The organism is Pararhizobium antarcticum, from assembly GCF_001885585.1.
GTDB lineage: Bacteria > Pseudomonadota > Alphaproteobacteria > Rhizobiales > Rhizobiaceae > Pararhizobium > Pararhizobium antarcticum.
The window spans coordinates 1-11,303 of record NZ_LSRP01000138.1 but is presented as its reverse complement, the minus strand read 5'-3'; the positions used below and the strand labels follow the sequence as shown (position 1 = coordinate 11,303).

General features: G+C 61.3%; 12 protein-coding genes. 8 read left to right on the top strand and 4 right to left on the bottom strand.

The genetic code is table 11. From position 1 onward, the window contains the following. Window positions 1-152 precede the first annotated feature (152 nt). On the top strand, window positions 153-284 hold the full coding sequence (locus AX760_RS28010) for a hypothetical protein (protein WP_280950797.1): 132 nt from the start codon (window positions 153-155) through the stop codon (window positions 282-284). A gap of 111 nt (window positions 285-395) precedes the next feature. On the opposite strand, the gene AX760_RS23805 is transcribed toward AX760_RS28010, so the two are convergent. Further along, a complete protein-coding gene (locus AX760_RS23805; protein ID WP_071835500.1) occupies window positions 396-1,304 on the bottom strand; it encodes a LysR family transcriptional regulator in 909 nt (302 codons plus the stop codon). A gap of 7 nt (window positions 1,305-1,311) precedes the next feature. Between AX760_RS23805 and AX760_RS23800 the strand changes: the two genes are divergently transcribed. The 6 genes from AX760_RS23800 (at window position 1,312) to AX760_RS23775 (ending at window position 7,221) form a co-directional block, all read left to right on the top strand. Further along, complete coding sequence (locus AX760_RS23800) at window positions 1,312-1,863, top strand: hypothetical protein (protein WP_139276241.1); 552 nt, start codon at window positions 1,312-1,314, stop codon at window positions 1,861-1,863. A 51-nt stretch (window positions 1,864-1,914) separates the two neighbouring features. Next, on the top strand, window positions 1,915-2,850 hold the full coding sequence (locus tag AX760_RS23795) for an NADP-dependent oxidoreductase (protein WP_071835498.1): 936 nt from the start codon (window positions 1,915-1,917) through the stop codon (window positions 2,848-2,850). 445 nt (window positions 2,851-3,295) lie between these two features. Then, window positions 3,296-5,251 carry a cation:proton antiporter domain-containing protein gene (locus AX760_RS23790; RefSeq protein ID WP_245295093.1) on the top strand — a complete coding sequence of 652 codons (1,956 nt, stop codon included), beginning with the start codon at window positions 3,296-3,298 and terminating at the stop codon, window positions 5,249-5,251. Between the two features lie 867 nt (window positions 5,252-6,118). Beyond that, entirely contained in the window at window positions 6,119-6,328 is a 210-nt protein-coding gene (locus tag AX760_RS23785; RefSeq protein WP_071835496.1) for a hypothetical protein, read from the top strand. A gap of 12 nt (window positions 6,329-6,340) precedes the next feature. Then, window positions 6,341-6,889 carry a hypothetical protein gene (locus tag AX760_RS23780; RefSeq protein WP_071835495.1) on the top strand — a complete coding sequence of 183 codons (549 nt, stop codon included), beginning with the start codon at window positions 6,341-6,343 and terminating at the stop codon, window positions 6,887-6,889. After that, window positions 6,886-7,221, top strand: coding sequence for a hypothetical protein (locus AX760_RS23775; protein ID WP_071835494.1), 336 nt, complete (start codon window positions 6,886-6,888; stop codon window positions 7,219-7,221). The genes AX760_RS23780 and AX760_RS23775 overlap by 4 nt, the downstream gene beginning before the upstream one ends. Window positions 7,222-7,315: 94 nt before the next feature. Here AX760_RS23775 and AX760_RS23770 read toward each other — a convergent pair whose 3' ends face one another. Together AX760_RS23770 and AX760_RS23765 are read right to left on the bottom strand one after the other, a co-directional pair. Continuing rightward, window positions 7,316-7,978: a TVP38/TMEM64 family protein gene (locus AX760_RS23770; protein ID WP_071835493.1), complete on the bottom strand. Its 663-nt coding sequence runs from the start codon at window positions 7,976-7,978 to the stop codon at window positions 7,316-7,318. Continuing rightward, window positions 7,975-8,829 (bottom strand): class I SAM-dependent methyltransferase, encoded by an 855-nt coding sequence (locus AX760_RS23765; RefSeq protein WP_071835492.1) that lies wholly within the window; start codon window positions 8,827-8,829, stop codon window positions 7,975-7,977. Before AX760_RS23765 ends, AX760_RS23770 begins: the two co-directional genes overlap by 4 nt. Before the next feature lie 244 nt (window positions 8,830-9,073). Here AX760_RS23765 and AX760_RS23760 point away from each other — a divergent pair, with 244 nt between their 5' ends. Further along, a complete protein-coding gene (locus AX760_RS23760; protein ID WP_071835491.1) occupies window positions 9,074-9,964 on the top strand; it encodes a LysR family transcriptional regulator in 891 nt (296 codons plus the stop codon). Window positions 9,965-10,295: 331 nt separating this feature from the next. Here the strand turns inward: AX760_RS23760 and AX760_RS23755 are convergent, their stop codons facing one another. After that, window positions 10,296-11,261, bottom strand: a complete 966-nt coding sequence (locus AX760_RS23755) for a helix-turn-helix domain-containing protein (protein WP_071835490.1) — start codon at window positions 11,259-11,261, stop codon at window positions 10,296-10,298. Between the last annotated feature and the right edge of the window lie 42 nt (window positions 11,262-11,303).

Sequence of the window (11,303 nt, the reverse complement as noted above, 5' to 3'; positions counted from 1 at the left end):
CAGACCGCCGAAATCCAGATCCGCGTCGCACTGATGAACCGTTTCAACGCCCTCGGCACTGCCGAGATCGTTCGCGTAGCCGGACAAATACGGGGAAAGGGCCGGTCATGTCTCAAGCGAGAGTTACCCAACAACGCCCCCGTGAAGCAGAAATGCTCGCACTGATCGAATACGCGGCCTTTGTGGGCGCGCAGTTGCTCGCCCCCGCGGGCAAACTCGATGCGTTGCCCGATATCGGGCATCTCTACGATGAAATGCTTGTCGTGTTTCTGAAGCACCGATAGGTGGCGGCACAGAAATCTCTCTCGGACAGATACCGGGTGCAAACGGTCTCGCGTCGCGCCCAACCCAACCACCTTCCACTATTTGCATCCTTCGGCTTGCCTTCGTTGTTCCTAAGTTCGTTGGGAGATACTGACCGCGACACCACGCAACCAGATCATTGCCTGATCCTGATCTGATCGGGTGTGCCAGAGAAGGGAATACGGATAGTCGGGCACGTCCAGCGGCAGGTCGAACTGGATGAGGTCTTCGCGCATTGTGTTTGCGGCAACTCGGGAGGGGAGCGACATGATCAGGTCTGTGCCCGTGATCGAGGCGACATTGCTGGCAAAATTTGGCGTCGTTACAGCGATTGACCGCTTTCTTCCCAACGCGGCAAGACGGGCGTCAATCGGGCTTTGCCGGGGGTCGCGGAACGATACCATGACGTGCGGGAACGCCAGATAGTCGTCCAGCGTCACGGCGTTTTGCCCGGCCCTGACCGCAAGGGGATGACGGGCACACAGCAGTCCGGTAAACCGTTCACGAAACAGCTCCTGAGACTTCAGCGTGCCGCCGGGTGGGTCGGCACCGATGAAGGTCAAGTCGATGTCGCCAGTCTTGAGACGCGCAAGCGTCGTCTCACCCATCGACTGAATGTCCAGACGGACGTTCGGTGCCTGCGTCCGTACGGCCCGGACCAGCGCTGGCAAGACGGATATCATTGTGTAGTCGCTGGCCCCGATCCGGAAGGTGTGGGAGGCCGTCAGGGGATCGAAGGTCGAAGGTGCCAGCACCGAGCCCACATGCTCGAGTATCCGCCGCACCTCAGGGATCATCTGTGCCGCGTGTCGTGTCGGCTCCAGCCGGTTGCCGTTCCGGACGAACAGCGGGTCGTCCATCAGATCGCGGAACCTGTTGAGAGCATGGCTGACGGCGGGCTGGCTCAGCGACAGGCGTTCTGCAGCCAGGGTCACAGAACCGGTGCGGCCGATTGCGTCAAAGACGACCAGCAAATTCAGATCGGGTCTGCCAGCATTCATCTGATGCATGTACTCACAAAACTACATTCATTTCTATCATCTCACCGAATGTGGCATTGGGAAAGCGAAGATTCCGGAACCATCCCTACGGACCGAGCCTATAGTTCGGGCGATATCCGAAAGCAGTTTACCGTTTCTGAAAATGGAGAAAGCAATGACTGAAGTGAGCGTGTTGATGGTTGGGCTACAACCAGACCTGATCGATTTTTCCGATCCAGCTTATGCGGCATTTCCCGGGATGACTGCCGAAAAGGTCATGGCCGGTTTGAACGCGGACCAAGCCCGCCTTACGGCGCTCGGCTACCATGCCTCGCTTTGCCTCGTTGATTTCGGAGAAACCGCCGAACGGGTGCTGCACGAGCGTCTCGGTGAAAAGCCGGTCGACTGTGTCATGCTTGGAGCCGGGCTCAGGCTGATCGCGAAAAACACGGCCCTGTTCGAGAAACTTCTGGCGGTTGTGCATCGCACCAGTCCCAACGCGACGATCTGCTTCAACACCGGACCCACAGATTCCGCCGAGGCCGTGGGGCGCTGGTTTCCACCGCCGCAACGGGCCTGACGCTCGTCAATTCATGTGCCACGCATTCGACAACCAAATAGAGGTGACTTCATGAAAGCCGTCCGCATTCACGCCTTCGGTGACGCTTCGGTCTTGAGGCTCGAAGACGTTCCGATGCCTGTGCCGATGAATGACGATCTGCTTGTTAAGTTGATGGCGAGCGCCGTCAATCCCATCGAGTGGAAGATCCGATCGGGTATGATGAAGCAGGCACTGGGCCGCGACCTGCCGGTGACATTCGGATGGGCCTGTGCGGGCGTCGTCGAGGCAGTCGGTCCCGCTGCCACGACCTTCCATGTCGGCGATGAAATCTGCGCCTACCCCGAATTCACCCGGGGCGGCACCCATGCCGAGTTTGTCCTCATCGGCGAGGCGCAGGCCGCACTCAAACCGTCCAACCTCTCCTTCGTACAGGCCTCTGCCGTGCCGATGACATCGCAGGCGGCCTGGACAGCGCTTGAGGCGGCAGAAGTGCAGCCGGGCGAGCGCGTGCTGATCCACGGCGCAGCCGGGGCGGTCGGGCACTGGCTGATCCAACTTGCGAAGGAGAAGGGCGCCTATGTGATCGCCACGGCTTCCGGACAGGGTTGCGAGGATGTCCGGGCACTCGGTGCCGACCAGGCGATTGACTACCGCACAGACCGGTTCGAAGACGTGGGCAATGTCGATGTGGTGTTCGACCTCATCGGCGCAGAGACGCAGGCAAGGTCATGGGCCATTCTGGGGGCTGGGGGTCGCCTTGTTTCGACAGCGATGCCGCCAGACGCTGCGAAAGGCGAAGCCATTGGGGTGAAGGGTGTCTTTGTGTTCACCCCGCCGAGCGGGCAGATATTGGCGCAGATCGTTGAACGGATTGATGCGGGACATTTGAAACCGTTGCCGGTTGGGCGTGAGCTAGCGTTCAAGGACGCAGCCGAAGCGCATCGCCTTGGTGAGAGCGGCAAGGCCGGTGGCAAAATGGTGTTGATACCGGGCAACCCTCAGTAAAACTCTGCTATTGCCCCTGATCTTGTGCCATTGCATCGCGCATCGCTCTGGAATGGGTCTGTCCCGCATTGCAGTCACTTGTGCAGAACACAGGGAACGGCAAGCCACCGCCCAGACTCACCAGGATCATATCCTGGGCAGAACCTCGAATGAGCGGTGACTTTATCATCGATCCCGACCTTCGCGCCGTTTCAGCAGACGCCAAATTCTCTTACGAAGGACGGTGCTGAGGAACAGCCGGATGGCGAAGAGTGACCCGCAGTGGGCGGAGGGGTCAAGGCGCGGCGTGTCAGCCCACGAAGGATGCATGTGAAGAGGCGGGGATTCGCAATGGTGAGCGTCGCGACTTCGCCTTGGGGCTGCCCATCGGATCGGATAATATCAGAAAGGAAGCGCGGGTGGCGCAATCATTAATGGTTTCATTTGCCGACCTGCACCCAACTCTGTGGGAGGGCAGGGGCGGCTTGCCGTCAGCTACTGCTGTAATGAGTGCCGAAAGAGCATTATTTGCCGTCGAGTCCAAAGGAGCGTTTCAATGACCGACTTTTTGCTTTTGGCGTTCATCTTCCTGATCGCGGGAGTTGTTGCAGTGCCCATTGCCTCGCGCCTCGGCCTCGGGTCAGTGCTTGGATATCTGATCGCGGGCATCGTCATCAGTCCGGTAATGGCGTTGCTGCATGTGGACGTCGTCTCGATCCAGCATTTCGCCGAATTCGGGGTGGTGATGATGCTGTTCCTCGTCGGCCTCGAACTGGAACCAAAGTTGCTCTGGTCGATGCGCTCAAGGCTTTTGGGGCTGGGTGGCGGCCAGGTAGCCCTTACTGCCGGGGTGGTGATGGCTGTGACCATGGTGTTCGGTCAGGTCTGGACGGTCGCGCTGGCCATCGGTCTGGTGTTGGCGCTGTCTTCAACGGCGATCGTCCTGCAGACCCTCGGCGAAAAGGGGCTGATGAAAAGCGACGGCGGACAGTCGAGCTTTGCGGTGCTGCTGTTTCAGGACATCGCCGTGATCCCGATGCTGGCCCTGATCCCGCTGCTGGCGTTGCCGGAATCGCCCGCAGCCCTGTCGCATGGTTCAGACGGGGTCGACCACAGCGGCGCAAGCCTCAGCCTTGTGGCTGGCCTGCCAGGATGGGGGGCAGCCCTCGTCACGCTAGGCGCGATTGCCACGGTCATCATCGCAGGCTCGTACCTGACAGGACCGATCTTCCGGTTCATTTCGGCGGCCAAGCTGCGCGAACTGTTCGTGGCAACGGCGCTGATGATCGTCATCGGGATTGCTCTTTTGATGTCACTCGTCGGGCTATCACCTGCGCTCGGCACCTTTCTTGCGGGTGTCGTGCTGGCCAACAGCGAATACCGGCACGAGTTGGAAAGCGATATCGACCCGTTCAAGGGGCTGCTTCTGGGCCTGTTCTTCATGACCGTGGGTGCTGGCATCAATTTTGCACTGCTCTACGACAACCTGTTCACCATTCTTGCCCTGACGCTGGGCCTGATGGCGTTAAAAACGGCGGTGCTGTACCTTCTTGCTGTCGTTTTCAGAATGGGCGGATCGGACCGGTTTCTGTTCAGCCTCGGTTTGGCGCAGGCGGGCGAATTCGGGTTCGTCCTGCTGTCGTTCACCGTTGCAAACGCCGTTATCCCGGGCGAACTGGCGGACAGACTGCTGCTGATCGTGGCCCTGTCCATGCTGCTGACCCCGGCCCTGTTCATCCTCTATGACCGCGTCATCGCCCCCCGCTTTGTCCGGACAGACCCGCGCGAAACGGACACAATTGATGCGCGCAGCGAGATACTCATCGCGGGCCATGGTCGCGTCGGCGGAATGGTCAGCCGCCTTTTGCGCGGGGGTGGATTCGCTCCGACAGTGATCGACTTCAGTTCCAAACAACTTGAGATGCTCAAGGCTTTCAATGTGCAGGCCTTTTACGGCGATGCGACCCGGCCCGATCTGCTGCATGTAGCGGGCATTGCCGATGCGAAACTGTTCGTGATCGCCATCGACGACCGGGACAAGATTACGCAACTGACGAAATACGTGCGCCAGCACTACCCAGACGTGCATATCATCGCCCGAGCCATTGATCGCAACCACGTCTATGATCTGTACTTTGCAGGCTGCCGCGACATCATCCGCGAGACCTATGACAGTTCGATGCGCATGGGGCGCTCGGCTATCGAAGCGCTTGGATATTCTCGCCCACAGGCCGAGCGCATGGTCGACGCCTTCCGCGAGATGGACCATAAAAGCATGCTGATCGCGGCAGAGCACTATGACCCGGCCATTCCGGTCCTTGAGAATGAGGCTTACCTGACCAGCGTCCGCAAGACCCTCGGAGGCTGGGAGGCTGATCTGACAGCGCAGATGGCTGCGATCATGGCCGAAGGGAAAGGATGATGGACTACCAGACGCAAGAACGGCCAAAGGGGTCCGGACATGAGCGAGACGAAGGTGAAGTTCATGACCGGTAGCCTGGCCGGTCACATCATCACCATATCGTTGACCTGGGCATAGGCTCTGTGGCGCTTTTCATCATGGATGTCGTGGACATGCTTTTCATTGCAATGTTGGGTTTCGAAGAACTGGCGGCGGCAGTTGGCCACGCTGGCACCGTTCGTTCATGATCACTTTTCTCAGTATCGTAATTGTCATCACCGGGGGGGGCGCTGGTCGCCGGATGAAAGCCAGCCCGATCGCGCGATTGAGGCGCTATGAACCGCCGCGGGTTTACCGGAGACCAATTGGTCCGTGTTGCGCGAACTTATTGGGTGTGTTCAGGTTTGCATAGTAGGCCCCCTCTACCTTTGCGGGTGGGATATTTCCGATAGGCCCGAGCAAGTACATGTCGTTGAAACGGGCGACCCATTTCAGCGTTTCCAACTCCACCTACTCTATTGCTTTCCATGAACTGCGCCGACAGATCGCCGCTTGCGGCACCGGCTTGGTGGCCGTCGCCCCGATCGTTCCTGTCGTGTTTCCGCATGCATCTGCTTTCTATGCAGGCCGAGCTGCTTTGCTGGATCAGTCAGTGCGCCCCATTCGGCGTCGGTCCTTTTGGGGTCAAACTCGCCGTCCGGTAGCGTCGTGATCCGACTTGAGGCACTGGCCCGGCACGCTGCCGCCTCCGAGGCGCCACGCTGAGCGGCATGGCTTTGCCGGGACACTCCCATTCTGACCGAAACCTCACCAATTCAGTGACTTAGGAGTTGCTCTCTTTTGGTCTCATCGGCTGTCTGCACCCAATGCAACGCAACGGAGACCGCCATGAAGCCCCTGACCACCCACGAAGAATTCTGCCTGAAAAACGCCGCCCACTTTGTTGCCGCCCGGGGCCGCACGCCCGCATCCCGCACCCGGGAGCAATTCGTGACCCTGCCCGAGGCGCAGGCATTCGGGGCGGCGATCGGCGACGGCCGCACGATGATCTACGCGGTCACCACCCTCGGGCATTCCGCCCACATCACCAACGCCTGAAGGAACCCGACCATGAAAACCAAAGCCCTTACTGCCGTGCAGATCGGCACGCTCGCCCAGCGCCTTTCCGAAACTCCGATCGAACCCGGCGCCAGCGCCAAGAAGGCGGGCGACAACCTCGCCCGCTTGCTGGCGGCGAGGATCGGCGCCGAGCGCGCGGCCCTCGCCTTCACCTCGATCATGACCGCCGCCACCCCCGATCAGGCCGAGGCCCGGCTGACCTTGGTGCTGGACTACAGCAATACCGAACCGGCGTGCGAGCCGATCCCGGCGCCGGTCGATCAACCCGCGGCTGCGATCACCCCGGTCATTGGCAAGGGCCAAGCCATCCGAGATCAGGCGCAGAGCGGTGCGCTGCCGCCCGCGCCGGATTTCTCCAAGCCGACCCACGCCCGGTTTCGGGCCAAGCTGGCCCAGATCGTAGCCTTGGCCGAGGCGGGGGACATCGCCGGTCTGCAGGCGTTCGAAATCAACCCGATCTCGTCCAGCCCGAAAGCCATGGCCCGCTACCGTGACCTTTGCATTATCGCCATCACAGCCCGCGCGCAGGTGGGTGCATGAAAATCACCCGCGAGTTCGCACCCGCTGATCGCTACCTCTATGATTTTGGGCTCTGCAGCTACGAGAAGGGCTGGGCGCAGGTCGATACGGCACAGGATGCGTCATACTTTGGCACTTGGGCCAACCCGACCCGGCTGATGATCTTCAGCTATTGCGAGGGCGACACGACCTTGAAGGAGGCTGCGTCGCCCGAAGAATTTGCCGCGGAACTGCGGGAGATCGACGCGTGGAACCGGGCGCATGGCGATGGTCCAGTGCGGATTGATCCGGGATTTGATCCGGTGATGAGGGCAGCTTTTGAAGGGCTCGGGCTGGCGGATTTATTACATTGATGGTTGCCCGCTGGGAAACCGATTTCGACCGACATGCGAAATGCCGACCCTTCGCATCTGACTTGTTTTCAGCGTGAGCGTGGCCAATGTTCGCTCAAACCCTGCCGCTGGCCTTGTTCATCCCGATCAGCCACATCACCAACGGCACAAGTAAAGTCACCAAGCAAGCCGCCGCCGCAACGCTCCATGGCCCCGATTTGGCGACGCCGGTGCCCATAACGGCAAACGCGAAGGCCATGGGGATCACGCCGAGCGATGTCGCAACCGCGAACCTCGCCTGTGTCAGGTTGGTCAGGCCCGCAGCATAGCTGATCAGGTCGAACGAAATGAACGGGATCAGACGCGACGCGAAAACCAGCACCATCAGTTTCGTTTGCGAGCGTGATCGGCATATCCAGATTGCGATGGGATTGGATAGCGAATCCACGGCCCCACGCCCGAAATGCCGCGACAGGTTGAAGGCGATCATTGCGCCAAGGACTGCTCCGGCACTGCTGAGCAACGCACCCTCGCTCGCCCCATAGATCGCACCGGCCGCCATCGCGATTGGACCGCTGGGGATAGGACTGATGACGATGGCCAGCGCCATCAGCACGACGATGGCCAATGGACCAATGCGACCGGCAGCCTCGGCCACGCTATCCTCGGACGCGATCGCCCCGATGGCTTCCCGCACAGCGGGGACCAGACCAAGGATCGCGATCAGCAAAACGATAACGCCGATCCCCAAAGCCGCCTTGCGCGCCGGGCTGGTCATCGTGTGCCTGCGGTCAGCAAAAGCCTGTTCGGCCCGACCCAACCCTCTTTCCCTTGAAAGACAGAAAGCTGATCCGTGATGTCCTGCCAGGCCGCGGCGCGCGCGCTGTCGGACAAGTCGGACAGGATCGCCCGGACCGGGGCCGCAGCGGCCAGCAGGAAAGCAACGTAATCCTCAACACGCGGCAGCCGGAACGGCGCTTCAATCGCGCGGGTCGTGACGTCGTGGTAGCCCGCGGCCTGAAACAGTGCGTCGAGCCGACCGGTGCCGCCGAGGCTTAGCAATCCACCCGCCGCCAAGGGATCGCGCGGTGGGCGTCCGGCATGGCGCTGCGCAGTGGCCATCAGGATGCGCAGGCAGGGATTGCCCTCGGGGCCATCGAACACCACTGCACAAAACGCAGCCCCGGGCTTAAGCGCCTGTCGGACGGATGCAAGGCACCGGTCGGGATGGGCCATCAGCATCATTCCGAGTCGGCTTACCGCCGCGTCGAACTGCGCTACCTCGGTCAGCGCCTCTTCGGCGTCCGCAACCCGCGCGTCGATGTTTGCGACCCCGGCCTGTTGCGCACGATGCTTCAAACGCTTGACCAGATCTGGCACCAGATCTGTGGCCATCACACGCCCGGCCGCGCCAACACGGGCAGCGACGTCGAGGCTCTGCCCGCCCGCGCCCGCCGCCACGTCCAGCACAGACTGCCCGGGGGATACGCGCGCCATGTCGAGCATCGCCGTCGTCGTGTCGGCCAGCCAGGCGCGCAGAACGGGCTCCTGACCATCCCAGCCGTCCGCCGCGCCGTCCCATTGCGCCCGGATCGCGTCAGTCAGCGCGGTGTTGTCTTGAATGGTCATGGCGCGGTCCTTCTTTCAAATATGCGGAACCTGTGTGACGCGGTAAATATCATGCCTTGGTCTGACGGGCGGTGGCACCTTTTCAATGAGGAAGCCATCATTGACAGGAGCGTCGCCAACGCGAACCCCGAGAGCGGATCTCGTCCTCACATGATGCGCCGTAACCGACCCCGGCAGCAGTCGCGAAAATCGCAGAACCGGGGCCGCAGTTTTGCATAATGGGGGGCGATCAAGGGGGTGGCGGATGGAAACCTTCGACTGGAATGATCTGCGGTACGTTCTTGCCGTGGCAAAGCACGGCAGCACCATCGCTGCCGCGCGGGCTACAGGCGTGAACCAGTCCACTGTGCAGCGCAGGCTTGGCGAGTTGGAGAAGCGGCTGGCCCTGCGGATCTTCGAGCGGGCACCCAGCGGCTACAGGCTTACCCCGGCGGGCGGAGCCCTGATACCTGCGGCGCAGGCAGTTGAGGTAGCTGTCAAGTCCTTTGGCGAGGCGGCAGAGGTTATTGCACGGGCTGGCATCCTGCGCGTGACCTGCCCCGAGCCCATCGCCTACCGCCTGACCGCGTCGGGGCTGATCGACCGCTTTCACGACCGCAACGCCGAGTTCCGGATCGAATTCGTGCTGTCGGACCACTATGTCGATCTGGCAAAGGGCGAGGCCGACATCGCTTTGCGATCCGGCGACACCGAGGAAAATCTTGTGGGCCGAACAATCGCCGACTCGCTCTGGGCGGTCTACGCAAGCCGCATCTATCTGGAGCGCCACGACGCGCCGGTCGTCTTCGCGGCCTTGCCGGACCATCCGCTGATCGGCTTCGACCACAGCCTCAATAAGCATCGCCTCTCGCAATGGCTGCGCGAAGTTGCCCCCGATGCAGTCTACGCGGCCCGCGTCACTTCCGTCCTGGGGCTGGTATCGGCGGTAAAGGCGGGCATGGGCCTCGCCGCTTTGCCGGTAGCACTTGGCGGTGCCGAGCCCGACCTCGTTCGCGTCATCGACACAGTGCCTGCGCTGACGCGGTCATGGCGCGTTCTTGCGCACGTTGATGCGCGCCAATTGCCGCGGGTGAAGGCGTTCTTCGATTTTATCGAAGACGTGGCGGATGAACTTAAACCAGTTCTCACGGGATGATCGTTTCGGAGGGCGGCGAAAAGGCGTGCGACCTGCCCGGGCTGCAAGATCAGGGCTGGCAAAGCCGTGCGGTCCACGAAGGACATCCTAATCCCCGGAAGGCGCACTGCCCAACCAAATGTGATCTGCGCTAGATCGATGGTTGGAACCGGGCGCATGGGTTTGGCGCTGCGCGGACCGATCCGGGGTTTGACCCAGCGATGAAGGCGGCGTTTGAAGGGTTGGGGCTGGCTGATATGCTGCACTGATCGCGTTGCGCTTCCGCTTTTCCTCACTTTCGGCAACAGTCAGTCGGCGGCGCTTACCAGACTGTCCCAAGGGCTGCGCCCTATCAATGCACGCCCCGCGCCCGCAACCGCTCTGGCGTGACAAGACCGCGTGACAGCATGGCGTCTCGGATTGTATTGCTGATGGTGTTGGCGGGCAGGAACCTGTCCGAATTGACCATGTCTGCGTAGAAGGCCGCGAGTTCATCGGCGCTGGGCCGGGTGCCCTCTGTGCGCTTGGGTTGGCGCTTGCCGGTCGGGGCCTTGGCGGAGGCTGCCGCGAGTTGCGCATCGCGCTTGGCGGCCCGTTCCATCGCCCGGCCCAGTGCCTTGGGCCCGTCTGGCGGGGCGGGGTGATCCCGTCGGGTTTCGGTGGCGGTCTCGATGATCCAGTCTTCGGTGAGGCCAAGGTTGTCGATCCAGCGGCGCACATGGGCTTTGGCTGGCCAGCCTTGCCACCAGGCGGGCAGGATGCCGTTCGGATCGATGCCCAGCGCTTTCAGCAGCTCTGAGAAAAAATGATCAAAATCGATCTCGCGCGCTTGCGCGTCCTCCTCCTCCTTTACTGGTTTAGTTAAAGGTTCCCTTACAAGGTTATACTCCGGATTCCGGAGATGGCTTTGGGCAAAATCCGGAGATGGAACGTCTGGAAATCCGGAGATGGCCCCATCTGTCGTTTCCGGCGATGGGGTATCATTTTCTTCCATGATTTCAACAAACCCATCTCCGTTTTCCAAAGATGGCTTTTGCGGGAATCCCTGCTCGAACCCCAGGATGTAGCGCGTCGGAAGACGCCGGTGGCTGTGCGGATTATGGGCGCGGATGCGGTGGGTCAGGCCCAGATCCTCCAGCGTGGCGAGGTGGTCGTTCAAGGCCGAGATCGACATTTCCGCATCCTCGGCCAGCCGGGCTTGCGTCGGGAAACAGCCGAAATCCGGGTTGTGCCGGTCGCCGAGATGCCACAGCACGATCTTGGTGGCAGGCTTCAGCCCGCGCTGCTGGATGGCCCAGTTGGTGGCGGCGTGGCTCATGGGAGGTCTCCGGAAATGGAAAAAAGGCCCGGTGAAGAACAC

Bases quoted from the DNA above. Each gene is read 5' to 3' on its own strand.
- AX760_RS23770 (WP_071835493.1), bottom strand. From the start codon at position 7,978: ATGACCAGCCCGGCGCGCAAGGCGGCTTTGGGGATCGGCGTTATCGTT.
- AX760_RS23775 (WP_071835494.1), top strand. From the start codon at position 6,886: ATGAAAATCACCCGCGAGTTCGCACCCGCTGATCGCTACCTCTATGAT.
- AX760_RS23785 (WP_071835496.1), top strand. From the start codon at position 6,119: ATGAAGCCCCTGACCACCCACGAAGAATTCTGCCTGAAAAACGCCGCC.
- AX760_RS28010 (WP_280950797.1), top strand. From the start codon at position 153: ATGCTCGCACTGATCGAATACGCGGCCTTTGTGGGCGCGCAGTTGCTC.
- AX760_RS23800 (WP_139276241.1), top strand. From the start codon at position 1,312: ATGTACTCACAAAACTACATTCATTTCTATCATCTCACCGAATGTGGC.
- AX760_RS23755 (WP_071835490.1), bottom strand. From the start codon at position 11,261: ATGAGCCACGCCGCCACCAACTGGGCCATCCAGCAGCGCGGGCTGAAG.
- AX760_RS23780 (WP_071835495.1), top strand. From the start codon at position 6,341: ATGAAAACCAAAGCCCTTACTGCCGTGCAGATCGGCACGCTCGCCCAG.
- AX760_RS23760 (WP_071835491.1), top strand. From the start codon at position 9,074: ATGGAAACCTTCGACTGGAATGATCTGCGGTACGTTCTTGCCGTGGCA.
- AX760_RS23795 (WP_071835498.1), top strand. From the start codon at position 1,915: ATGAAAGCCGTCCGCATTCACGCCTTCGGTGACGCTTCGGTCTTGAGG.
- AX760_RS23765 (WP_071835492.1), bottom strand. From the start codon at position 8,829: ATGACCATTCAAGACAACACCGCGCTGACTGACGCGATCCGGGCGCAA.
- AX760_RS23805 (WP_071835500.1), bottom strand. From the start codon at position 1,304: ATGAATGCTGGCAGACCCGATCTGAATTTGCTGGTCGTCTTTGACGCA.